Consider the following 23857-nt stretch of genomic DNA (forward strand, 5'->3'; position numbering starts at 1 on the left):
TAAAGAGCCAGCGCATTATGAATATTGCTGACGAAATAGATCGTCTGCACAAACTGCATCAGTCGGGCGCACTGACTGATGCTGAGTTTGCACAGGCCAAAGAAAAATTATTAGCTGGATTGAATGCGGGTAATGCTGGAAATTCGGCAAATAATTCGAGTGAGGAAAATCCATTCGCGCAATTGAATTATTTGCGTCGCTCAAAAACAGACCAATGGATAGGTGGCGTTTGTGGCGGCCTCGGTAAATTCACCGGCATGCAGTCGTGGATTTGGCGTTTGGTTTTTGTGATATTCGTTGCCTGCTTTGGCTTCGGCATAATTTTCTATTTGCTGGCGTGGATCTTTATCCCAGAAGAAGACTAAGTTCTTATAAATGAGTGCCGACGTTTTGTTGGATAAAAACTGACTACTCTCATTTCCTATTATTTATTGAAAAGTAAACCTGACAAGGTAAGACTATGAGCAAACAATTTGATGTCGTCGTTATCGGCGGCGGTCCTGGTGGTTATATCGCTGCGATTCGCGCGGCACAATTAGGTTTTTCAACAGCTTGTATCGATGCATGGACTAACGACAAAGGTGGTCCAGCACCAGGCGGTACTTGCACTAACGTCGGCTGTATTCCGTCAAAAGCATTGTTGCAATCTTCCGAACACTATGAACACGCTGGTCACGCTTTTGCGGATCACGGTATCAGTGTGAGTGGCTTGGAATTAGATGTCGCGAAAATGCTCAAGCGCAAAGACATCATTGTGAAGCAAAACAATGACGGTATCGTCTATTTGTTCAAAAAGAACAAAGTCACTTTCTTCCACGGCCATGGCTCGTTTGTTAAAGCTGCTGATGGCGCTTATGAAATCAAAGTGGCGGGCAAGGCAGAAGAAACCATTACTGGCAAACATATTATCGTCGCAACAGGTTCGAATGCACGTTCATTGCCAGGTGCAGCGTTTGATGAAGAATTGATTTTGTCGAATGATGGCGCATTGAAAATCGCCGCAGTACCGAAAAAATTAGGCGTGATTGGCGCTGGCGTTATTGGTCTGGAAATGGGTAGCGTTTGGCGTCGTTGCGGTGCTGAAGTGACTGTACTCGAAGCATTGCAAACATTCTTGGGCGCGGTGGATGAGCAAATCGCTAAAGAAGCGCATAAATTGTTCGTCAAACAAGGATTGTCTATCAATCTCGGTGTCAAGATCGGTGAAATCGTTAAAGGTGCAAATGATGTCACAGTCAATTACACCGATGACAAAGGTACAGAACACAAAGCTGTATTCGACAAACTGATCATTTCGATTGGCCGTACGCCGAACACCAATGGTTTGAATGCAGAAGCGGTTGGCTTGGCTTTGGATGAACGTGGCTTCATCGCTGTTGATGGTGATTGCAAAACGAATTTGCCAAACGTTTGGGCAGTGGGTGACGTCGTTCGTGGACCTATGCTGGCACACAAAGCGGAAGAAGAGGGTGTGGCAGTTGCGGAACGTATCGCTGGTCAACATGGTCACGTCAATTTCAATACGATTCCTTGGGTCATCTACACTTCACCAGAAATCGCATGGGTTGGCCGTACAGAACAGCAATTGAAAGCGGATGGCGTCGCTTACAAAGCAGGTACATTCCCGTTCATGGCGAATGGTCGCGCGCGTGCATTGGGCGACACCTCTGGAATGGTGAAATTCTTGGCTGATGCAACGACAGATGAAATCTTGGGCGTTCACATTGTTGGTCCTATGGCTTCTGAGTTGATTTCTGAAGCGGTTGTGGCGATGGAATTCCGTGCATCTTCCGAAGATATTGCACGTATTTGCCACGCACACCCATCCTTGTCTGAAGCAACGAAAGAAGCCGCTTTGGCTGTCGATAAGCGTTCTTTGAACTTCTAATAATTCGTTTCTAAGTTTTTTTCTAATCTCTTAGAAAAAGAGAGTTCAGCCACAGAGGCGCAGAGCACGTTGAGAAAGATAATTGATTTCTCGGCGTATTCTGCGCCTCTGCGGTTTATATAGTTTCATTTTTTACGCAATGACATGAACGTTCACGAGTTCTACCAAGAAGCGATCGACAAACGCGGCTTTCAAATTGACGCTGCGCAAAAGCGTGCCGTCGATCGATTGCAACACGCTTATGACGATTGGGTCACTTTCAAAGCAAAGCGCTCCAATCGATTGGTGCGTTTGATTAGTCGCCCTGAAGTTCCGCGTGGCGTTTATATGTGGGGTGGAGTAGGTCGGGGTAAATCTTTTCTAATGGATAGCTTTTACTCCGTGGTGCCAGTGGTGCGTAAAACGCGTTTGCATTTCCATGAGTTTATGCGCGCCGTACATCGTGAATTAGATGAGCTGAAAGGTGTCGCCGATCCATTAAATGAAGTCGCCGCACGTATCGCGAAAAAGTATCGATTAATTTGTTTTGACGAGTTTCATGTATCGGATGTGGCCGATGCGATGCTTTTATATAATTTGATGAAAGCGCTATTTGATAATGGCGTGTCATTCGTGATGACTTCGAATTATCAGCCCGATACGCTTTATCCAGATGGACTGCATCGTGACCGCATGTTGCCGACGATCGCTTTGATCAAAGAACGTATGGATATTCTGAATGTCGATTCTGGCAATGATTATCGCAAACGTGCGCTCGAACAGGTAGAAGTGTATTTAACACCTTTGGGTGCTGAGACCGACAGGCAATTACGTGAAGCATTTACACGTTTAGCAGAAACCAAAGAAGAAGATCAGCATGTGGATATCGAAGGGCGTCGTTTAAAAGCTTTACGACGTGCCGGCACCACGATTTGGTTTGACTTTGCGACCTTGTGTGGCGGTCCACGATCACAAAATGATTATTTGGAAATCGCGAGTCGATTCCATACGGTGATTTTGTCGTCAATTCCACAAATGTCGGCTGGTATGTCTTCTGAAGCGCGTCGATTTACTTGGTTAATCGATGTATTTTATGATAATAAAGTTAAGTTGATCATGTCAGCAGAAGTTGCGCCGGAACTACTGTACATGCAAGGAACTTTATCGAATGAGTTTCATCGTACAGTCTCTCGGATTATCGAGATGCAATCACAAGAGTATATGAACGCCGAGCAACGCGAAATTGTAGAGATGCTAGATCATTCAAATAGCTAAGCTTTTTATGATAAAAAAAATTACGCTCGCCTTTATCTTAGGTCTGTTTATGACCGTAAATTCGCATGTCTATGCTAATGAGGCGAATGAGGCAAATAAATTAGCGATCGAGTCAGACATCGTCGCGCTGGAAAAAGAATTTTCTAGAGGCAGTATTTCTTCATCACAGTTAGCTGAAGCGGCTTTGAGCAAGCTTGATTTGGTGCAGGGCAAATTACAAACACAGCTACAGGAACGTGAATCTGCTTGTTTGGATAATTTCTTCACGAATTCTTGTTTGCAAGAAGTTCGTCTAAAGCGCCGAGAACTACAAGAAATATTGCGGGCAATTAGTGTCGAAGCAAAATCCTTCTTGCGCCGTGCTCGTGCAGATCGCGTAAAACCGGCAACGACGCAAGAGTTTTAACAAAATTTAGCTAAGCGACCAATTTTAGCTAAGCTACCAATAAAGCGCCACAGCTATATTTGTTGAAGGCGTTTTAAAGCCGCATTTAAGGTTTCTGTTTTCTTAGCAAAACAAAAACGCACCAGTTTGTTTTGTTTTTGTTCTTGATAAAAAGCGGATACCGGAATTGCCGCAACGCCAATTTCAGTGGTCAACCAAGTTGCGAATTCAAGTTCTGTTTGATCTGATATGGCGGAATAGTCGACGCATTGGAAGTAAGTTCCATCACACGGCAACAACTTAAATTTAGAATTTGCTAAAGCATTACGAAAAACATCGCGTTTCTGTTGATAAAAGTCAGGCAACTGCAAGTGATGACGATGGTCCTGCATAAAATGCGCGATGCCTACTTGCATCGGTGTATTTACCGTAAAGACATTGAATTGATGCACTTTTCGAAACTCAGCGGTCAATAATTTCGGCGCTAACACGTAACCAACTTTCCACCCTGTTACATGGTAGGTCTTGCCGAAACTAGAAATGATAAAGCTGCGCTGCGCCAATTCAGCATGCGATGCCACTGAATGGTGTTGTTTGCCATCAAATACCATGTGTTCATAGACTTCATCCGAAATCAGTAAGATTCTGGTATCGCGCAATATGTTCGCCAAGCTTGCTAAATCTTCCTTACTGAAGCTCATTCCGGTTGGATTATGTGGTGAGTTAATCAGAATGCATCGTGTTTTCGGACTAATTTTGGATGCAAGTAAATCCCAATCAACTGAAAACCGATTATTCTCAAATCGCATTCCAACTAACACCGGAATCCCACCAGCCAGTTGAATGGTCGGAATATAACTGTCATACGCGGGTTCAATGACAATGACTTCATCGCCTGGATGTACACATGCCAATATGCTTGTCATGATCGCTTGGGTTGCGCCCGCTGTGACGGTAATTTCGGTATCTGCATCATAGTGTGCGTGATAAAGCGCATTGACTTTTGTCGCTATCGCTTGGCGTAACACCGGTGTGCCTGGCATGGGAGGATATTGATTATGGCCAGCCAGCATTGCTTGATGAACGGAGTCTATTAATGCTGGATCGCAATCAAAATCGGGAAAACCTTGCCCCAAATTGATTGCTTGATGTTGTTGTGCCAGCTGAGACATGCTTGAAAAAATCGTCGTTTTTACTGCTGGCAATTTAGATTCAATTAAACCGGAAGGCGTGATCTGCATAAATGAAAGGAAATAAGAATTGAGATAATAACCAAACAAACTCGACAACAAACGAACTAATTACTGAAGCAACAATTCTACTTGCTATTTAAGTATCGAGATATCGACGATTTAGATATTCTGACTATAAGCTCATACTCATTTAAGTAAGGTCTTAAGTGAACCAAGATAAATTCGCAAAAGCGGGAATTGCAGGCTTTTTCTCATTCTTCTTCGCACTTTGTTTTCTTGTGATTGCTTGATAATTCAAGCTATATAAATCTGACTACTCAGAGATTTATCATCACTAAACGATGAGGTGTGCAATGAACGACAACCAAATGATAATCAACCGACTCTCTATGGGCTCAATGGCGTTAAACGCTGTGGATGAAGCGCATAGTCCAGCGTTGGATCTAGTCAATGATGAAAGTTTGGCTGCGCATGCTCGCATCGACATCAAAGGAATTCGCGCAGCGATAGCCCGCGTCGAAGCACAAGCGGAAGCGAGTGCAGTGGCGAAACCGATCGAGCTTGAGTCGGCTTCGACGGCGTTAGGTTCAAGTCCAATAACTGCTGATGAGCAGACTAATATTGAATCTGAAGTCGATTCAGATTCTGAAGAACATAAATCCTTGAAAGAAGAAGCGAAATTTCAAGCTGGCTTGCGCTATAAAAATGAGCAAGCAGCGAAGAAAATGGTGATTGAACAAATCAAAATCGATACGCAACTTAATTTCAAAGCAAAAATAGATGCAGAACAATTAGCAGCTGAAGCAGAAAATGCCAAGCAATGGGCGGCTGAGCGTGCTGCCGCATCGTATGCCGCGAAACAAGAAGCCATCGAACGTGCGCGCGTTGATGCAAAGATCGCAGAGCAAGCCAGAGAACGTGAACGTCAAGAGCGTGAAGCTCGCCTCAACGCAGAGCGCTTAGCAAAAATTCGTAACGAGGCACAGCAAATTAGTCGTGAACGCGATCAAGCCGAAGCAATTGCTTTAGAAGTGTCATTAAGTCGCACGCCCCTAGAAATTCGTGCTCGTGAAGAAGCAAGAGCGCGTGCCGAGTTAGAACGCGAATACGAGGCTATCGCACAAGCACGAGTTGAATCCGAAAAACGCGCAGCCGATGCAATTCAATTACGTCTACAAGCAGAAGAAGCATTGCTTGCGGCAGCAAATCGACGCGAACAAGCAGAGAAAATTGCAGCCGAAGCAGCGCTTGCACGCAGCGAGGCTGAAGAAAAAATTCGTTATGCTACCGAGTCACGCATCGAAGCCGAGAAAGAATTGCAATCTAAAGCATTAATGCGCGTTGAAACTGAACAGTATGCCGATGCTAATGCACGCGCTCGATTAGATGCAGAAGAGCAGGCGAATGAAGAAGCAAAACGTCGTCGCCAAGCGGAGTTAGAAGCAACGCAAATGGCGAAACAACGCCGTGAAGAAGAAGAGCGCGCGGAAAAATACGCTAAAGAAAAAGCCGTATTAGAACGCGAAGCCGTTCAATTAGCGCGTGAAAAAGCCGATGCTGAACAAAAAGCATTGGCAGCTATCGCATTGCAGGCAGAATATTTGAAGCAAGCAAATCAAGCAGCCAACTCCAAAGCCAAAAGTGTGATCGAATTGGCGAAGGCTGAAAAGATGCGCGCCGAAGCAGAGCAACGTGCAGCGAAAGCGATACAGGCGAAGGTCTTAGTCGAGCAAAAGGTGAAAGCAGAAGCCGAAACGATTGCCAAAGTTGAAGAAACGCAAGCTGAAGTTTTGAGCATGCAGCATCAAGCGCAGCAGGCGATTCGCATTGCGCAAGAAACTAAAGTCGTTGCTGAAAAAATTGCCTTAGAAAAGACGGTTGAAAACGTCAAGCTGGGACAACAGTTGGCAATGATCGCGATTCAGAAAAATCAAGATTCGCAGGAGCTACTAGAAACACAACAAGCGCGGGTTGAAGCCGAAGGTAAGGCTTTGGAATTAATTCAAGAAAAACTTGTATTAGAAAAACGTCGCGCTGAATCTGCTGAAAAATTGCTGCAAGCAACCCAAGAAAAGCTCGCTAGCGAAAAAGACGCTGAATTGGCTGCAGCTGCACGCCTGCAAGCTGAGGAAGAAGCAATCGCTCTCGCTGCACAAAAAGAAGAGTTGGAGCGACAACAGCAACAAGCATTAGAAGCGAGCACAGAGGCCGAGCGCCAAGCGATCGCACAAGCACAAGTACAAGCGGAGTTGCAAAGAAAAGCGGCTGCTTTAGCGCTTTTGAAGGCCCGTCAAGTGGTCGAAATGACGAAGGCAGAACAACTCCGAATCGAGGCAGAACGCAACGCAGCGATTGCCAATCAAGAAAAATTAGAAGCAGAGCGCGAAGCCGCAGAACAAGTTTTGGCACGTGCAAAAGCAGACCGCGAACACGCGCAAATGCTGTTCGCACGCCAAGAAAAAGAGAAAGAATCGAAACTCGCACGTCAGCAATTGCTGCAAGCCGAACAATTGCGTTTACAAAAAATGACGGAGCATGCGCAGTTACAAAAACAAACAGCCGACGTCGCTAAATCAAAAGCGAATGAAGCGGTTGAATTGACAAAATTAATGCGTCAACGCGAACAAGAAGAGTTGCGTAAGCTTGCATTAATCGAAGAGAAAAAGGCAGTCGAACAACAGTTGATCGCCGAGATTCAAGCAAAGACAGAAGCTGAGCAAAATCAAATCCAGTTAAATCAAGAACGTTTGGCGTCTGAACAAAAAATCCGCTTGGTTTTGGAAGAAAAAGCCCAAGCCGAACAAGCATTGCTGTTGCAAAATCAAGAAAAGATTCAACTTGAGCAGCAAATCAAAGAAGCGACCGAGTTACGCGCAAAGCGTGCTTGCGAATTGGCTGAGATCGAAAAAACGAAATTGCAAGCGCAACAAACTGCTTTAAAAACCTTAGAAGAAATTAGCAATTTAGAGCAACAGCAAAAGCAAGCTGCGATGCAAGAGGCACAGTTGCAACAACAGCGTGTAGAACAAGAACGCAAGGCAGTGGCTGAAGCAGAAGAAAAATTAGCGTTAGAAAAGCAAAATGCGAAATTAGCAGAAGAGCGCGCTCAGGCAGAACGCAATGCGAAACAATTGGAACAGGATAAATTACTTCATGAGCAGGAGCTACACGCAAAAGCTCATGCGTACGCTGACTTGCAAGATCAGGCACGTCAAGTCCTCATTCAGAAAAAACAACGCATTGCGGAATTAGAGAAGACCGCACAAGCGCGTTACGCTGCGGACCAAGCTTTGTTGATGACAACCAATGAGAAATTGGCGATCGAACAAAGTACATTAATCAGCTTGGAGCAGCAGCAAAAAGCAGAACAGCAAGCTTTGAAAACAGCTGTCATCAATGAAGAGCTTGCAGTTGTAGGTCAGGAGGAAGCGGGCAGGGCGCTCGAAAAAGAACTCGCTTTACACGAAGCATTGGCAGCCAATGTCGAGGCTCAGAATATTTTTTCACGCATTATGCAACAGCGTGTTGAAGAAGAATTGAAACTGCATCAAATGCACGAAGCGCGCATCGCGCAAGAAAAACAAGCATTAGAGGCTTTGGCGTTTTCGCAGTTGGCAGAGAAAAATGCCTTGGATGAAGCAAGTCGCTTACAAGCGAAAGAAGAAGAAAAATTAGCATTGGCGACGCAACGCCAAAAACAAGATGAACAAGCACGTATCGAGTTGGAAAAACTCAATGCAGAAGAACTAAACTATCTCGCTTTGGCTGAAAAAGAGAGCGTTGCAAGACAACAAGCGACAGCTTCCTTGGAAGAAAAGAACCAATCTCTAGCGCAAGCTTTGGCGATTGCGGAAGAGCAAGCGCGCATCGAAATGCAATTGAACGCAGAAATTCAACAAAAAATCGCAGACGAACAGCGCGCAATGTTGGCCTTGAATGAGCGCTTGCGTTTAGAAACTATGTTAGCTGAAACCGAACGTCAACGCGCCGAAGAAGAAGCGTTGGCAGCGCAAATTATTCAAGAAAAGTTTGCAATTGAAAACGCATTGTTGCTCACCTCTCGTGAACATGCTGAAGCACAAAAAACTGCCTTGAGTTTGATTGAAGCCCGATTGGCGCAAGCCCAAGAATTAAAACAGTTTGAAAAACAACGTGTTGCGCTTGAGTCTCAAGAAATGCAAGTGTTGGCGCAAAAAACAGTCGCCGAACAATGCCTCGCAGAAGAGACACAAAAACGTATCGAAGCAGAGCAAGCGTACTTGGCAGAGTGTGAACGTCGTATTTGCGCAGAACAAGAAGCCAGAATCGCGATGCAAAACCGTTTCGCTGCTGAAAATGAAGTCAAGGTGTTGGCGCAACAACAAGCAGAAGCAGATACAACTGCGGCAATCACTGCACAAGATAATGCAAATCAGTTATTTAGCTTGCAGCAAGCACAGTTAAATCGTATGGAATTGGAAGCAGAAGTCGCAACTAAGTTAGCAGCACAATTGGCTGCTGAAGAGGAATTAAGCGCGCTGCATCAAGCGACTTTGCGTGACATCGAATTGAAATTGGAAGCAGAAACCTTGCTCATTGAAGAATCAAAACGTCGTGCTGAATTAGAATCGCAAGCATTGATGCAAGCACAAGCACGTTTGGAAGCTGAGCGTCTTGCCGCTGATAGTGAACAAGCTAAGTTCGAAATGGAATTAGCGTTAACGATCGCCGCCAATGCAAAGTCTGAGCAAGATGTAGTACAAACTGAGGCGATGTTGAAGAATCGCGATCAACAAACTTTGTTGACGCAATTGGAACAAGATAACACCGAGGCAGAAAAACATATCGCCCGTTTGTTGGCAGAGCAAATTATTGAAGCACAAACAATACGTCAAACCAATGCAGAGCGTTTGCAACGCGAGCAAGAAGCACAAAAATTAATGCAAGAACGTCTGCAACAAGAACAAACCGCCTTAGCTTTGGCTGAGCAAAAATGTGCAGAAGAACAAGCATTGATGGAGCAAAGCAAAGTCTTGGAAGCGCAATTGCAGCAAGAGGTGAGCTTGCAAAAAGAAAATTCATTGGCTTTGCAACAGCAAATTGATAATGAAAAACGGGCAGCAGAAGAATTGACCAAGCAATTATTGGATCGTTTGACTTTGGAACAAGGTAATCACCAGCAATGGTGTGATCGCGCCAAAGAAGTATTGCAGGCATCACCAATTCCGGTGGAACTGAATGCATTTACGCCTGTGAACAAACGCCGTAGTTTGCGCTCACCGGTGCTATTTAGTGTCTTAATGAGTATTGGTATGGTTGGCGCTGCAAGTTGGGGAATGTTACAAGCGCAAACCAGTAATGCTGCGAATGTCAGCTTGCCTAAACTGGCAAAAGCAAGCGTTCCAACAGCAAACCTTAAAGTCAATCAGACACCAGTTAATGACAACTTGCGTATGAGCTATCAGTTAGCTGATCAGTCAGCAGTTCAGTTAGGAGATAAGTTGACAGCCAAAGATGTGAGCAAGTGATTCTAGTGATTGCTAAATCCTCTTAAACGATTTTTCACCAGCATAGAAGCTGACTGCTTAGCAATCAAAAGAGGGCGCATAAAGAAAAAACGAAAGGGTGGAAGCTAGAACTTTCCACCCTTTTTTTTTGCTTCAAGCAAAACACTTCAGCTTGTTATTTTAAATAGGTCTCAGGCAAACTTAATTGCACCCTTTCTGCTTCAAACAGCAAAGAAACAATCCACCATCTTGTACCATCATTCATTAGTTGCACGCTATTGATGCCACGTTGTGCAGTTTTACTTTTTTCGGTATTGGTTTCATAGGTTGTGAAGACATGAGCTAATTCACCCCAAACTTCGGTTTTACGGCTTAACTCTTTCTCGCGAAATCCCGTTTCAATCAAAATCGGCCCAGAGTTGGCAATATAATCACTGACCGTCATGATACGAAGAGCGAGATCTTTAGAGTCACGTTTAGGCCCAATCGCCATGATCCTTGCTTCGGGAATGAATAAAGACCGCATCCGATTCCAATCACGTGGCTGGCCAATGCCGCCAGAAATTACATCGTAAAGAGCCGCGACAATGCCATCAATCGTTTGAACATCAGCAACACGTGCTGCAGGTGAAGTTACGAGAACTGGTGAATTTTGTTGCAGCATGGCTGGTTTATCTGAGGCAAAGCTTGGGGCACTAAATAAAGTTGCACCAAGCAAGATTGAGCTAGCGATCATTTTTGAATACATTTTATTTTTACTCCTAATGGTGATGGATGCATTGAGATTGGACTTGATCAAATAGCGTACGAGTAGAACATTAATTTGGTCACGTCAGTTCGACGTTCGTGATGAGATAAAGTTCATAGCTGCTTTTTGCGAATCTTTGTTTGCTTGGATTGATAGTTAGTGGTCTTGTTTGCCGTTGGTATTGAGTTGGTTTTGTGTGGAGCAGCTTTAAATACTTACACAAAAGCACTATACAGGATAATGCATCAGTTCGTATAATTTATATTATGTCAAATTAAGTTTTGTGGGATTTCGCCCCTTTGATCTTGCATTGTTTATGTAGATTACTCTTTTCGAATTTCGATCAATTAAGCAGGAACGCCAATAATAACGCTTGATGCTTTGAAAACGCCGGCTGCTGCTCGTCCAACAGCTAGACCTAAGCTTTCGACACTTTGATTGGTGATGGTTGCTGCCAACGAGCTGGCTTCACCCATCTCAATCACGATTTCTGTGTTGACTGCGCCAACTTGGATGCGCGAAATTAGGCCAGTCAGTTGATTGCGTGCCGATAGTTTCACATCGTCACTAACATCAGTCATTACAATAATCGATGAAGCTGCTACCAAGGCAAATACTTCTGTGCCGACACGTAAGCCTAGTTCTTCTGTACTTTCGTGTGTGATAACCGCGATTAGTTTTTGATTGCCGCCGATTTGTAGTTCTATCTCATCATTGACTGCACCATATTGTAGGTGTGTAATCGTGCCGCGATATTGATTGCGTACGCTCGTTTTCATATTCATTTTCTTGATCAATAAAAAATCGTCAGCAATACCTTCTGCATGCTTGCCTAATTGTGAAATGAATTCGCGGTGTTCTTTGTCGATAATTTTGAAGTTATCAACCAGTTGTTGACCTCGTTTTGTGAGACGTGTGCCACCACCTCCTTTACCACCAGTTAGGCGTTCAACTAATGGCTCGCCAGCCAAATTATTCATGTTATCAATTGCATCCCACGCGGCCTTGTAGCTCATCTTAATTGCTTTTGCTGCTTGCGTGATTGATCCACATTCTGCAATTTGCGCCAATAGCTCTATGCGACCTTTGCCACCAAAATTTTCACCATCGACCGTCATCCAGACTGAGCCATTGATTTCGATATTTGTATTGGATTTGTTTTCCATATTGATCAAAGCAGGAATTTAACGACGATTGACTGCATGAGATGTGCTTGGCGATGAGTAGGAGCCAATAACTCTAGGGAGTATTACCATTTATTCGCCCTTCGTGCATAGATAGGATATGTTCGCCAAATACATGGGCATCTTCAGGGTCATGCGTAATCAACATCATCGGTACCTTCAGTGAGCGCTGTAGTTCATCTAATTCTTTACGCATGATGACGCGCAAAGCAGGATCGAGTGCGGCAAATGGTTCGTCTAATAACAAGGCTGCAGGTTCTGAGATCAAGGCTCGCGCTAAAGCAGTACGTTGTTTTTGACCGCCGGAGAGCTCGTGCGGCAATTGATCTGCAACGGCATGTAATTGAAATGCGTCTAGCCAGTAAGATACTCTTGGATCTTGTGTTCGATTTGAGGGATTGAACCACCCTTTTGCTAAGCCAAAAGCAATGTTTTGCCTAACATTTAAGTGTGGGAACAGCGCGTAATCTTGAAATAGGTAGGCAAGCTGTCTTCGCTGTGGAGATTTGTTGATGCCTTGATGTTTATCGAAAAAAACTTGATTATCTAAAGCAATATATCCCGTGTCAGGAGTAATTAATCCCGCGATGGCTTTTAAAGTCAGACTCTTTCCTGAACCTGATTCTCCTAGAATCACAATACGCTGACTATCGGTATTCAAGCGAACATCCAAATCAAAAACACGTTGATTCGAACTCAGTCGTTTTTGAATATGAAAATTAAATCGCATCCTTTTGCCTTTAATTTTGGTCATGTTGACCTATTGCTGTACAGCGAATCGCCTCAAGAATTTCTCAATTCGCTGTTGGGTTTATTTGTTGCGATGTTCAGTTGTGATTTCTACTGGCCACGCGGCCGGGAGCTAATTTATTCGCCACCATCAACACCACAATACAAATCACCGATGTTAGTACTACTAAACTATTCGCGACATCGTCGTTTCCTGCTTGGACCGCTTCATAAATCGCGATAGATAGGGTTTGGGTCTGCCCTGGAATGCTACCAGCCACCATCAAGGTCGCTCCAAATTCACCCAGTGCACGTGCGAATCCCAACAACACCCCTGCCAAAATTCCACGCCATGCAATAGGTAATGTCACTCTAAAAAAAAGTGCAAACTCGGATACACCTAACACCCGTGCAGCTTGTTCAAGTTGCCCATCAACCGCTTCAAACGCGGCGCGTGCAGGTTTAAATACCAAGGGAAATGCCACAATCGATGCCGCCACAACAGCACCCTGCCAAGTAAAGATAAAACTAAAACCAAAGTGGTCTTGCAACCAAGCCCCCAACCAACTCCGCCTTCCCATTAATACCAATAAATAATAGCCCAACACTGTCGGTGGCATCACCATAGGCAAGGTCAATACGGTGTCTAGTAAATCTCTGCCGGGAAATCGTGTTCGTGCCAATAAATAGCCGACCGCCACACCTAAAAACAAATTAAGTAGTGTTGCGATGCCGGCGACTTTTAACGACAGCAAGACGGCAGACCATTCAAAATTTATCATTGGTTAGGATGTATTGTCTTTTTATTCAGTGCTTAGTGGATGTCGATTAGCTGTTTATCTAGAACTAAGGCTTTTGAAAACCATACTTGCTCAAGATCGCTTGACTTTGTGCTGAGGCTAAAAAGCGAATGAATCGTTTTGCTTCTTCCCTATTCTTGCTATCTTTGACAATTGCAATCGGATAGCTAATCGCGACATCCAATGGCACTTCGAACGCCACAGTCACTTTGTCACTCATAATCGACGCATCTGTTGCATAGACAAATCCTGCATCGACTTCGCCACGCGCGACATAATCTAGTGATTGGCGCACATTTTGTGTGTTAATTGCCTTGCTCTCCAGCCCGGGCCACAGTTTTACTGATGCTAAGGCGTGTACGGTATAGCGCCCAACGGGAACACTCGCCGGATTTCCAATCGCGATGCGTTTTACCTGCACTTGCGTTAAGTCTTGTAGGCGCTTTGGGCTAAATTGACTGTCCTTCGGCACAATTAGCACTAAATTATTTTTTACAAAGTTATGACGATCTATGTTTGCTACCAAGCCTTGTTTTTCTGCCGCATCCATGGTTTCTTGGTCAGCTGAGGCAAAAACATCAACCGGAGCACCTTTAGCAATTTGTTGTAGTAGCGCACCTGATCCGCCAAAGTTTAAAGCGACTTTGGCATTGGGATGCTGTGTCTGATAGATTTGCGCAATTTCCTTAAACGCATTCGTCAAACTTGCCGCTGCCGAAACGGTGATGTCTCCTGCCTGAGCAATAGATGTCGTTGTGACTAGCAAGGCAGTCGCAAATATTGCTCTCAGATTACTCTTTCGCATTATGGTCTCAATCAGTTTGCCAAGTTCGTAATATACACTGAGATATAACGGTTTGCGAAATCGCCGACCAAAGGAAACTGAATTCACTTGATTATGCTCATGAATCAAGAAATTTTGCTTTACATGCTAACTAGCTCATAGCCACCGAGGAAAATCTGATCAGGTTGACACAACATCACTCTCAATATTGCCATCGACCAGCTTAATGGTTCGATCACATTGTTCAGATAAGCGCGGATCGTGCGTGACCAAAAGTACCGCGCAGCCAGACTCTTGATTGAATTTACGAAACAATTGAAACACTTCAGCAGCAGACTTGGTATCGAGATTGCCGGTAGGCTCATCTGCTAATAACAGTGCCGGATTAGTGACCAGTGCGCGAGCGACTGCGACGCGTTGTTGCTGCCCACCTGAAAGTTGATCTGGCTTGCGCTGCTCTAATCCTTCTAAGCCCACCTGGCTTAGTAAATTTCGCGCACGTTCAATTTGTTCCTTGGTTGGCTTGCCGTTTGCCACCATCAGCGGCATCAAGACGTTTTCTAATGCGGTAAATGCTTGGATTAAATGATGAAACTGGAAGACAAAACCGATGGTGCTACCACGCAGTGCTGTGCGGCGCGCATCGTCCATCGATCGAGTCGGTTCACCCAGTAGATATAATTCACCTGCAGTTGGTCGATCTAGCAAACCAATGATGTTGAGCAGCGAACTCTTTCCCGAACCGGATGCGCCAACTAATGAAGCGAAATCACGTCGCTGTAAAATCAAATCCAAGCCATGCAACACTTCAGCTTCGGTTGGTTTGCCGACGTTGTAACTTTTTCGCAGACCTTCAAGGCGTAATATCTGTTCATTGACATCATGTTTAGACATGGCGAATCGCCTCCACTGGATCGAGTGCAGCCGCGCGTCGTGCAGGTATCGTTGCCGAGAAGATACCAGTTACTGCTGCAATCGCAGTTGCCGCTACAGGTAGCCATGCATCGATGGGAATATAAAACAGTTTGGGACCAAAAGTATTAAATGCACCAACCAAGGCATAGCCGACCGCCACGCCGAGTATAGAGCCGCTCAAGCCAAATAAAGCACCTTGCACTAAAAATACGCGCAACATTTGTTGTCGTGTGCTACCCATCGCCCGCAAGATGCCGATCTCACGCGTTCGTTGCACCACACTGACGGTCAAGACACTGGCAATGCCCAAGGCAACACTGAGTGCCACGAAAACGCTAATCATCTGAGTCGATAGACTTTGCGAACGTAAGGCATTCATTAATTGGGTATTGGTTTCCATCCAACTTTCAACTTTTAAACCGGTGAGACGCGCAACTCGTTCAGCAATTTTTTGTGCTTCGAAAATATCATCGACCGTCACATCAATGACTGTTGCCGCACCAGGTAGATCAAGTAGAGATTGCGCTTGCTTCATATCTAAATACACATAACGGGCATCAAGCTCACGCACACCCAACTCGAAAATTCCTGCGACATTTAAAATACTCTCACGCCCTTGCCCGCCATCTAGACGTAATTTATCGCCCACCCGCATTCCTAGATCGGTCGCCAATTGTTTGCCGATCACAGTATCGCCAGCACCGATACGAAATACACCTGCAATCATGTCGTCTTTGACGGGGATAATGCGTAAGTAACGCGGCGCATCAATACCAACCAGCGCAACCGATTGTAAGGATTCGCCACGCCGTGCAAATGCAGGTCCGGAAATGATCGGCGATACGGCGGTAACGCGAGGCAGCGTGTCGAGCACATCACGCACCTGCTGCCAATTATTAATTGAACGTAGGCGTTGTGCGCGTTTACTTTCGATGGTCAGTTGTACGCTATCGGGATCAGGAGCCACGATACGATTAAGTTCTTCGGTTTGTTGCACTTTGATATGTGCTTGCGTGCCCAATGTGCGCTGAATGATGTTTGATTGTAGTCCGGTAATGAGCGCAGTAAGAAAAACAATCACTGCAACACCGATAGCTATCCCCACCAAAATCAAGGTACTTTGCGCTTTGCCTTCACGCAGAAACTTGGTTGCAATTGTCCATTCAGTCCACATTGGCATCAGTCCAATTTGACAGGTAATTCTTTACGTGTTGCAGGATCGATGGACAAACTAGTCGCGACCAATCTAACCCGATCGCCGTCTGTCAAATTAGCAGGAATTGCGGTAAGAACCCAATCACCAGCGCGCAAGCCTGCGGTAACTTCAGTTTGGATAAGCCCGCGCAAACCAAGCTGAACTTGACGCCGTACCGCTCGACCATCTTCAATCACCCAAACAGTGGCGTTGTTGTCATTCGTCGCAAATAACACGTCATTAGGAACAACGAGCGCACGATCGCGTCGACCGGTTTCTACGTTGACCGAGATCGTCATTCCTTGACGTACGAATTCAGGAACTGGATCAACGGTTAAACGCACTTCAACCGTGCCGCGCTGCGGATCGATCCCTGGCGCGATAAAGCTGACTTTGGCAGGAAATGGGCGATTGGGAAAAGCATCTGCGATGCAAGTAGCTGCTTGACCAATCGCTAGCACCCCGAGATTTTTTTCATCTAGAGGCATAAGGACTTCGGTATCACCTGCACGTGCAATTTCAAATAGCACACGTCCCGGTTGAGCCAAATCGCCTGGTTCTGCATTGCGAGTTAATACAATACCAGCCACTTCGGCACGAATAATGGTTTTTGCCAACTGTGCTTTCGCGCTGGCGATACGAGCACGAGCAGCGGTCTCACTAGCTTTGCCGACACCGACAGCATTATTCGCTAATAAGGCTTGCTCGACTGCTGTGCGCGCAGCGGTCTCGATCTGTATCGCCTGTTCCATCGATTCGTTTGTGATCATTTTTTGTTGAAAAAGATCACGACGTCGATTTACCTCGCGACTGGCTTGCGCTAATCGTGACTGTGCTTCACGCAGACTTGCCTGTGCTTGCGGTCGAGTTGCTTGTTGTAATTGCGCTAGCGCAGCTTCAGCTTCTCGAACAGCAGCCGCTAAGTCATCTGCGCGCAATATTGCTAATACGTCGCCTGGCTTGACCATATCGCCTTCACGCACACGTCGTTCTACAACAACACCCGTGATCGGACTGCTAACTTGCGCCCGAGATACTGCTGCCACGCGACCAGTGGCGACTACGGTTTGCACTAGTGCTTGTGCCTGAACTTGATAGCCAGACAACGCTGGTCCTCGCATCTTCTGCATACCACTCCATGCGAGCATGACTAAGAGCAAACAAACTGCGGTAAGAAGAAAGCGATAGCGTTTCATAGTATGAATTAGGATGTACGTGAATACCTCAGACAATGATTTTAACCTGTTTTAACGCCCCACTATTTAGGTGTTTTACTCAATGATCGAAGTCGAACGCATCTTATATTTCCCGACACAGATGATTTTGCTTTATAAGTATGCTCAATAACCTAGCTCATGAACTTAGCTCAATAACCAAGCTAACTAAGCAAGCTCTCACAAAATGAAAATTTTCGGTACAATGAGCTTTCCTTAATTACTGGGGGTAATCGAGCAAGCGACCTACCCTCTCACAATGGACATACTGATTATTTTAGGTCTGATTTTGGTCAATGGCTTGTTCGCCATGTCTGAAATTGCGGTAGTTTCTTCCAAGCGCATACGCTTACAAAAAATGTCAGAAAATGGCAGCCGAGGCGCGCAGGCCGCACTCGAACTTTCTGATAGTCCCAGTCGTTTCCTTTCGACGATACAGGTCGGTATCACCTTAATCGGCATTTTTAATGGTGCTTTTGGTGAAGCATCACTTGTCGCGCAACTCAGTCCAAAATTAGAAAACATCCCAATGATTGGTGAATTCTCAAGAGAAATCGCCTTGGCACTGGTGGTAGTTGGTATCACATTCTCTTCCTTGATACTTGGCGAATTGCTGCCTAAGCGCATCGCGATGCAGTATCCCGAAACGGTTGCTTCTTTAATTGCTGCGCCTATGCAATGGTTGTCAGGCGTGATGGGGCCTTTTGTCAAAATCCTGACATTCACAACAGAAGCCTTATTACGTTTGATGGGCTTACATCAAACCAAAAACAATGCGGTCACAGAAGAAGAAATCGCCGGTATGCTGCAAGAAGGAACCGATGCAGGGTTGTTTGAAAAGACCGAGCACGATATTGTTTCGCGCGCTTTGCGACTAGATGACCAACGTGTCGCTGCCTTAATGACGCCGCGTATGGATATCGACTTTATCGATATCGAAGAATCCTTAGAAACCAATTTGGCAAAAATCAAAACTAGCCCGTACAGTAGATTTCCTGTCTGCAAAGGAGATTTATCGAATGTGCTAGGGATTGTGCATGGCGGACATTTATTCGATCAAGCGATTGAGTCCAAATCTTTGCTGGCGGTTGATATTGCCACTGCTTTGAAACCGGCTTTATACATTCCTGAAACCCTCAGTGCGATGCAGTTGCTTGAAGCATTGAAGAAAAATCGCGCTGAATTTGCGTTGGTAGTTAACGAATATGGAGAGATCGAAGGTATCGTGACCTTGAGCGATGTACTCGGCGCACTGGTCGGCGATGTAGTGGCAGTCGATAGCGATGAAGAATCTGATGCAATTCAGCGTGAAGATGGTTCTTGGCTAATTGATGGTGGAATTTCCTTTGATCGTTTCCGAGAAATTCTGAATACCGATGTCAAGTTTCCAGAAGAGACATCGGGTTCGTATCACACCTTAGCAGGCTTTGTACTGACGCACTTTGGCTATATCCCAAGAGAGTCAGAACATTTTGAGTGGGAAGGCTTCCGCATTGAAGTGGTCGATATGGATAAAAACCGCATTGATCGTTTATTGATCTCTGAAATCTTACCGCCGACGCTGCTTTAACGACGCTACTTTAAACTAAGTTCCTCACTCGAACAGCGTCGTTCAGATTCGATTTAGAACAGATACTCAAAGAGCTAAATTAATTGCTTGTTTGTGCTGGCCATCACAGAAACTACTTGTTGCGCAACTTATCATGTGCACACGTTGTTCACCACTTATCACAAACAAGGAATATGAAGATGTTAGCCGCAATCAAAGACTACAAAGAATGGCGCAGTTATAAAGTCCCAGTTGGACAAGCGCTACGCTTAACTTTGAAAAGTTCATTAGCAATTCGCTCGAAATAAGCGCTCAGTTGCAATCACTCGGGAATCTGAATAGAAGTCCCCTTTTCACTACGATTGCTGCTTACTTATTAGCAGCACAATCACTCAAAATCTTTATCAATTTTATTGATTAGTTACTGACTCAATTGGATACTGTTCTGCAACGGTGTCCAATTTTGCGGATCAAGTATGCTGTAACTCTTGATGTGATCTTCGTATTTCACCGTGATGATTTGCGAGGTGTGCGCATTTGTGTTTGAGAAGTCGTGCACTTGCCCCATACGTCCAGGTAATAGCAAAACTAGCTTCTCGATCAACAAACCAACTAATCGCTGACCTATGCGGGTGATTAAAATCTTCGATTCAGAATTCATTTCGGACGGTTTTTGCACGGATAATAAACCCAGATCCCATAACGCTAGCGTTTTATTATTCCAGACAATGTTCCCAACTTGAGCAGGCTGAATTGCGGTAAGCGTATCAATTTGCTCGGGCAAATTAATGATCGACTCTAGATGCTGGATATTAATCGCCCACGCATGACCTGCTTGAATCACCACAAAGATTTCTTTGTTGCGCGTTAATTCTTTCTGATCAATGTCTTCCGTTTCGCTTAAGGCACTCATAGGGCAATTGCCAATTAAGCCTGTACCACTAACGACCAGCGCTTTCGACTTATCTGCTAAATTACAAACACCTTGTAGCGCAGAATTGATGGGCAAGCCAGCTTCTGCAGAACCCTGTAAGGTGTCGAGATGGAGCGTCTCTACTTTACTCACATCATCGACTGGCAAACCAACGCAACGACCTTCATGCGTCAAGATAAGTAAGAGATTAGTGAGACTAGAATTGGTGTCAATGCGCTCGAAACCTATGCTGGGTAATGTAGCTAGTACAGGGACGTCGCGATTACGCCACTTCACTAAGCCCAACCAACTTGCATCCGCGCCTAAAATTTTCTGTATTGGTGGCATTGGCAAAACAGCGGCCACTTCATCGGTTGAGATCGCAAGAATTTGAGTATCTATTTTAAAACTGGCAAATAGTTTTTTTTGAGACTCGCTGTATAGCCCATTTTCCAACGGCTTTGAAAATGGCGAGTGTTCGAAAAGCGCATCACTTTGCCCCACGCTAGACCAAATTTGACTGAGTTTAAGTAGTGCCGGAACATCCAATACGCCGACTGTTTTTGCTTGATATTTGGTGTCGCTGATATCACGCATATCAGTAATTTCAGCAGCATTAGAATTTTCAAGAGATTGATACTGCTTAATCTGTATGCTGGTGTGAAAAAGTTCATCAGCATCCTCAGCATGAATAAGGCGATGTATTTGGCCTATGGTAGTTTTTTGCAAACCTTCAACCAAGTCGATTGCAATACCAATCGATTTTTTTTTCCATCTTTAGCAATAACACTTGCGGCGGAGAGTTATGTAACTCTCCCGGCCAAGGTAACCAACGTCGTAGATCAATGAGTGGGATCGATTGTTCTCGATAAGTCAAAATGCCGAGCACCGCGCTGTCTCGTCTAGGGATATGCGAAAAATCCTTAGGCATCTCAATCGCCTGCATGACAAATTCGAGAGGAACCGCAAATTGAAGGTCATTTAACTTACATAGAATGAAGTTTTGGATGACATCCGTACGCACAGCTGCCATCGTCATGGTCACAAATACTCCGTTGTTTGGTTTAACTCGTTCAACAGTTTTGATACGTTTCTGGTTGCTTCTGCTTGTTCTGTCGTTGCTGTATGAATTAATGAAATCGATTCGGTCGTACTTGTCATCGAATTGAGAATTTTTGAGAACGAGTCACTCACCTGCTCCGTTAATCGACCACCTTCATCAACTCGTGTTACCGTCTGCGTAACAAGCTTCGCAATTTCACGCGCTGCCATGGTAGATTTTTCTGCTAATTTTCTTACTTCATCTGCAACCACAGAAAATCCCAGGCCTTGTTCACCAGCACGCGCTGCTTCAATCGCCGCATTAAACGCTAATAAATTGGTTTGATTTGCGATATTCGCGATGGTATTAATAATCTCGTTGATATCCTTGGATGACTGCTGAATCGCCATGATCGCGTCTTGGGATCGTTGCAAGACCGCACTACCATCCATCGCGTGTTGTTGCGTTCGTTCCGCTAGATCGTTTGAATGTTCAGAACTCTTAGAAATGCTGTCGATTGATGTGGTGAGCTCATCCAAAATCTTAGTGATGAGATCGACCTTTTCACGGATGGTATTTTCACGTTGTACTTGCTCACTGATATCCATCGCATACTTCACTACCTTGTAGGGCTTACCATGCAAGTCGATAACTGGGTTGTACGTCGCTTGTATCCAAACTTCGGCATCATGTTTGCCTAGACGTTTAAATCTGCCGCTCTTAAATTGTCCCTCACCTAAATCGGCCCAGAAATTTCTATATTCAGCGGATTTAATTAAAGTCTCTTCGCAGAACATCTTTTGGTGCTGTCCGATGACTTCATCGCGGGTATAACCCATGGTGCGTAAGAAGTTATTATTGACATCAAGTACATAGCCTCGCAAATCAAATTCAATCACTGCTTGGGAACGTGATATCGCGGCAATCTTCTCTTCGAACTCAGATTCTTGAATACGTTGAGCGGTAATATCTGTTGCGAACTTAATGACCTTGTAGGGTTTTCCGGAAGCATCTAGTACGGGATTGTAGGATGCCTGTATCCACACGTCTTTACCGTGTACATCGACCCGATGGTAGACGCCAGCACTATGTTCGCCACGTCCTAGCTTATCCCAAAAGATTTGATAATCGCGACTACTTGATTCTTCCCTAGTGCAAAATAATTTGTGATGTTGACCAACGACGTGCTCAGCTGAGTAGCCAAAAATGCGCAGAAAATTCTCATTCGCATGTAATATTTGCCCTTATAAGTCAAATTGAACAATGGCTTGAACTTGGTTTAAAGCTTGAAGCAAATCTTCTTGAATGAATGAGTTGTGTGCAGTCATGATTGATCTCACATTTAAATTGCTACATGGAAATATTAAATTGAGTTTATCTTGCTTTAGTTTTGCCAAGCAATAGTTCGCAAAGTTAAAGAATGTTAAGTCTTCGAAGCTTTGTCTTTGAATGTCTTGACTTAAACAAATCAAATGTCGCAAATAAAAATCAAGAATTTAAGCCCAATTCCCCATAACAGATTACCACGCTAGCGCTGCTTATTTACACAATTTGATAGCGCAAGCACATAGACAATTTCGAATGTAAATTTATGTTAATTTCAGAAAATATTTGCTTTAACGATATTCAACTCGCCCACCAACGTATCGCGGCGCATGTTAAAAGAACACCAGTTCAGCGTTCATCTGTCGCTAATCAATTAGCAGGTGCAGAACTATTTTTTAAATGTGAGAATTTTCAAGATACCGGCGCTTTTAAATTTCGCGGTGCTTGCAATGCACTAATACAGTTTTCTCCGCAACAAAAGCAACGAGGGGTGGTGAGTTTTTCGTCGGGCAATCATGCGCAAGCAATTGCGAAAGCAGCACGCTTGTTTGGAATACGTGCGGTGATCGTGATGCCGCATGATGCTCCCGAAATAAAAGTCGCAGCGACACGCGGATATAGTGCCGAGATCGTGATGTATGACCGATACAAAGAAGATCGTGAAGAAATTGGTCGACGCTTGGCTCAAGATCAAGGCTTAACATTAATTCCGCCCTACGATCATCCGCATGTGATGGCTGGACAAGGTACCAGCGCCAAAGAATTGATTGAAGAAGTGGGTCAACTGGATTACTTATTTGTTCCCTTGGGTGGTGGTGGTCTGCTCTCAGGTTGTGCACTTGCGGCAAAATCATTAAGCCCACAATGCCAGGTAATTGGTGTTGAACCAGAAGCAGGTAATGACGGGCAGCGTAGTTTTCAAAGCGGCAGTATCGTCCACATTGAAACGCCAAACACGATTGCCGATGGTGCGCAAACGCAGCACCTTGGAAACTATACCTTCCCAATAATTCAACAATATGTGGATGCAATTGAAACAGTCAGCGACGCGCAATTAATCGATACCATGAAATTCTTCGCCAACCGAACGAAGATGATGGTGGAACCGACTGGTTGCCTAGGTGCCGCCTTGGCAATGAGTGGCAAATATGATTTACGTGGACGCCGAGTCGGCATCATTATTTCTGGAGGTAATGTGGATTTACGGCGCTTTGCACGATTTGTTTTAGATTCTGAGGCTTAGTTAGCAATA

At 44.8% G+C, this 23857-nt stretch carries 19 protein-coding genes; 7 read left to right on the plus strand and 12 right to left on the minus strand.

Annotated elements, in window-relative coordinates; translation table 11 throughout:
* Positions 1-17 precede the first annotated feature (17 nt).
* The 4 genes from IE103_RS00910 (at position 18) to IE103_RS00925 (ending at position 3548) form a co-directional block, all read left to right on the plus strand.
* Complete coding sequence (locus IE103_RS00910) at positions 18-365, plus strand: PspC domain-containing protein (protein WP_189344141.1); 348 nt, start codon at positions 18-20, stop codon at positions 363-365.
* Between the two features lie 95 nt (positions 366-460).
* Entirely contained in the window at positions 461-1888 is a 1428-nt protein-coding gene (gene lpdA / locus IE103_RS00915) for a dihydrolipoyl dehydrogenase (RefSeq protein WP_189344142.1), read from the plus strand.
* A 144-nt stretch (positions 1889-2032) separates the two neighbouring features.
* Positions 2033-3142: a cell division protein ZapE gene (gene zapE, locus IE103_RS00920; RefSeq protein ID WP_189344143.1), complete on the plus strand. Its 1110-nt coding sequence runs from the start codon at positions 2033-2035 to the stop codon at positions 3140-3142.
* 49 nt (positions 3143-3191) lie between these two features.
* On the plus strand, positions 3192-3548 hold the full coding sequence (locus IE103_RS00925; protein ID WP_189344144.1) for a hypothetical protein: 357 nt from the start codon (positions 3192-3194) through the stop codon (positions 3546-3548).
* Positions 3549-3601: 53 nt separating this feature from the next.
* Here IE103_RS00925 and IE103_RS00930 read toward each other — a convergent pair whose 3' ends face one another.
* The gene (locus IE103_RS00930; RefSeq protein ID WP_308426957.1) at positions 3602-4768 is read right to left on the minus strand and encodes a pyridoxal phosphate-dependent aminotransferase; all 1167 of its coding nucleotides are present in this window, start codon (positions 4766-4768) and stop codon (positions 3602-3604) included.
* Between the two features lie 305 nt (positions 4769-5073).
* On the opposite strand from IE103_RS00930, the gene IE103_RS00935 reads away from it, so the two are divergent.
* Positions 5074-10227 carry a hypothetical protein gene (locus IE103_RS00935; RefSeq protein WP_189344145.1) on the plus strand — a complete coding sequence of 1718 codons (5154 nt, stop codon included), beginning with the start codon at positions 5074-5076 and terminating at the stop codon, positions 10225-10227.
* A 154-nt stretch (positions 10228-10381) separates the two neighbouring features.
* Here IE103_RS00935 and IE103_RS00940 read toward each other — a convergent pair whose 3' ends face one another.
* From IE103_RS00940 to IE103_RS00975, 8 genes are all read right to left on the minus strand, one after another.
* Positions 10382-10954 (minus strand): hypothetical protein, encoded by a 573-nt coding sequence (locus IE103_RS00940; RefSeq protein ID WP_189344146.1) that lies wholly within the window; start codon positions 10952-10954, stop codon positions 10382-10384.
* A gap of 347 nt (positions 10955-11301) precedes the next feature.
* Positions 11302-12120, minus strand: a complete 819-nt coding sequence (locus tag IE103_RS00945; protein ID WP_189344147.1) for a TOBE domain-containing protein — start codon at positions 12118-12120, stop codon at positions 11302-11304.
* 73 nt (positions 12121-12193) lie between these two features.
* On the minus strand, positions 12194-12868 hold the full coding sequence (locus tag IE103_RS00950; protein WP_189344148.1) for a sulfate/molybdate ABC transporter ATP-binding protein: 675 nt from the start codon (positions 12866-12868) through the stop codon (positions 12194-12196).
* A gap of 97 nt (positions 12869-12965) precedes the next feature.
* On the minus strand, positions 12966-13649 hold the full coding sequence (gene modB / locus IE103_RS00955; protein ID WP_229826992.1) for a molybdate ABC transporter permease subunit: 684 nt from the start codon (positions 13647-13649) through the stop codon (positions 12966-12968).
* 64 nt (positions 13650-13713) lie between these two features.
* Entirely contained in the window at positions 13714-14472 is a 759-nt protein-coding gene (gene modA / locus IE103_RS00960) for a molybdate ABC transporter substrate-binding protein (protein WP_189344149.1), read from the minus strand.
* A 159-nt stretch (positions 14473-14631) separates the two neighbouring features.
* On the minus strand, positions 14632-15345 hold the full coding sequence (locus IE103_RS00965; protein WP_189344150.1) for an ABC transporter ATP-binding protein: 714 nt from the start codon (positions 15343-15345) through the stop codon (positions 14632-14634).
* Positions 15338-16546, minus strand: coding sequence for an ABC transporter permease (locus IE103_RS00970; protein WP_229826994.1), 1209 nt, complete (start codon positions 16544-16546; stop codon positions 15338-15340). The genes IE103_RS00965 and IE103_RS00970 overlap by 8 nt, the downstream gene beginning before the upstream one ends.
* A complete protein-coding gene (locus IE103_RS00975; RefSeq protein WP_229826995.1) occupies positions 16546-17691 on the minus strand; it encodes an efflux RND transporter periplasmic adaptor subunit in 1146 nt (381 codons plus the stop codon). Before IE103_RS00975 ends, IE103_RS00970 begins: the two co-directional genes overlap by 1 nt.
* Before the next feature lie 343 nt (positions 17692-18034).
* Between IE103_RS00975 and IE103_RS00980 the strand changes: the two genes are divergently transcribed.
* Positions 18035-19345 (plus strand): hemolysin family protein, encoded by a 1311-nt coding sequence (locus tag IE103_RS00980; protein ID WP_189344152.1) that lies wholly within the window; start codon positions 18035-18037, stop codon positions 19343-19345.
* A 400-nt stretch (positions 19346-19745) separates the two neighbouring features.
* Here the strand turns inward: IE103_RS00980 and IE103_RS00985 are convergent, their stop codons facing one another.
* Genes IE103_RS00985 through IE103_RS00995 form a run of 3 tightly spaced genes read right to left on the minus strand, consistent with a single transcriptional unit; the run spans position 19746 to position 22517 of the window.
* Positions 19746-20966 (minus strand): CheW domain-containing protein, encoded by a 1221-nt coding sequence (locus tag IE103_RS00985; protein ID WP_189344153.1) that lies wholly within the window; start codon positions 20964-20966, stop codon positions 19746-19748.
* A 4-nt stretch (positions 20967-20970) separates the two neighbouring features.
* Positions 20971-21276: a chemotaxis protein CheW gene (locus IE103_RS00990; RefSeq protein WP_189344154.1), complete on the minus strand. Its 306-nt coding sequence runs from the start codon at positions 21274-21276 to the stop codon at positions 20971-20973.
* Between the two features lie 2 nt (positions 21277-21278).
* On the minus strand, positions 21279-22517 hold the full coding sequence (locus IE103_RS00995; protein ID WP_189345044.1) for a methyl-accepting chemotaxis protein: 1239 nt from the start codon (positions 22515-22517) through the stop codon (positions 21279-21281).
* A 353-nt stretch (positions 22518-22870) separates the two neighbouring features.
* Between IE103_RS00995 and IE103_RS01000 the strand changes: the two genes are divergently transcribed.
* Entirely contained in the window at positions 22871-23848 is a 978-nt protein-coding gene (locus IE103_RS01000; protein ID WP_189344155.1) for a threo-3-hydroxy-L-aspartate ammonia-lyase, read from the plus strand.
* The last annotated feature ends 9 nt before the right edge of the window (positions 23849-23857 follow it).

This window comes from Affinundibacterium macrobrachii (assembly GCF_014652415.1).
GTDB classification, from domain to species: domain Bacteria; phylum Pseudomonadota; class Gammaproteobacteria; order Burkholderiales; family Burkholderiaceae_D; genus Undibacterium; species Undibacterium macrobrachii.

Bases quoted from the DNA above. Each gene is read 5' to 3' on its own strand.
- IE103_RS00910 (WP_189344141.1), top strand. From the start codon at position 18: ATGAATATTGCTGACGAAATAGATCGTCTGCACAAACTGCATCAGTCG.
- lpdA (WP_189344142.1), top strand. From the start codon at position 461: ATGAGCAAACAATTTGATGTCGTCGTTATCGGCGGCGGTCCTGGTGGT.
- zapE (WP_189344143.1), top strand. From the start codon at position 2,033: ATGAACGTTCACGAGTTCTACCAAGAAGCGATCGACAAACGCGGCTTT.
- IE103_RS00925 (WP_189344144.1), top strand. From the start codon at position 3,192: ATGACCGTAAATTCGCATGTCTATGCTAATGAGGCGAATGAGGCAAAT.
- IE103_RS00930 (WP_308426957.1), bottom strand. From the start codon at position 4,768: ATGCAGATCACGCCTTCCGGTTTAATTGAATCTAAATTGCCAGCAGTA.
- IE103_RS00935 (WP_189344145.1), top strand. From the start codon at position 5,074: ATGAACGACAACCAAATGATAATCAACCGACTCTCTATGGGCTCAATG.
- IE103_RS00940 (WP_189344146.1), bottom strand. From the start codon at position 10,954: ATGTATTCAAAAATGATCGCTAGCTCAATCTTGCTTGGTGCAACTTTA.
- IE103_RS00945 (WP_189344147.1), bottom strand. From the start codon at position 12,120: ATGGAAAACAAATCCAATACAAATATCGAAATCAATGGCTCAGTCTGG.
- IE103_RS00950 (WP_189344148.1), bottom strand. From the start codon at position 12,868: ATGCGATTTAATTTTCATATTCAAAAACGACTGAGTTCGAATCAACGT.
- modB (WP_229826992.1), bottom strand. From the start codon at position 13,649: ATGATAAATTTTGAATGGTCTGCCGTCTTGCTGTCGTTAAAAGTCGCC.
- modA (WP_189344149.1), bottom strand. From the start codon at position 14,472: ATGCGAAAGAGTAATCTGAGAGCAATATTTGCGACTGCCTTGCTAGTC.
- IE103_RS00965 (WP_189344150.1), bottom strand. From the start codon at position 15,345: ATGTCTAAACATGATGTCAATGAACAGATATTACGCCTTGAAGGTCTG.
- IE103_RS00970 (WP_229826994.1), bottom strand. From the start codon at position 16,546: ATGCCAATGTGGACTGAATGGACAATTGCAACCAAGTTTCTGCGTGAA.
- IE103_RS00975 (WP_229826995.1), bottom strand. From the start codon at position 17,691: ATGCAGAAGATGCGAGGACCAGCGTTGTCTGGCTATCAAGTTCAGGCA.
- IE103_RS00980 (WP_189344152.1), top strand. From the start codon at position 18,035: ATGGACATACTGATTATTTTAGGTCTGATTTTGGTCAATGGCTTGTTC.
- IE103_RS00990 (WP_189344154.1), bottom strand. From the start codon at position 21,276: ATGACGATGGCAGCTGTGCGTACGGATGTCATCCAAAACTTCATTCTA.
- IE103_RS01000 (WP_189344155.1), top strand. From the start codon at position 22,871: ATGTTAATTTCAGAAAATATTTGCTTTAACGATATTCAACTCGCCCAC.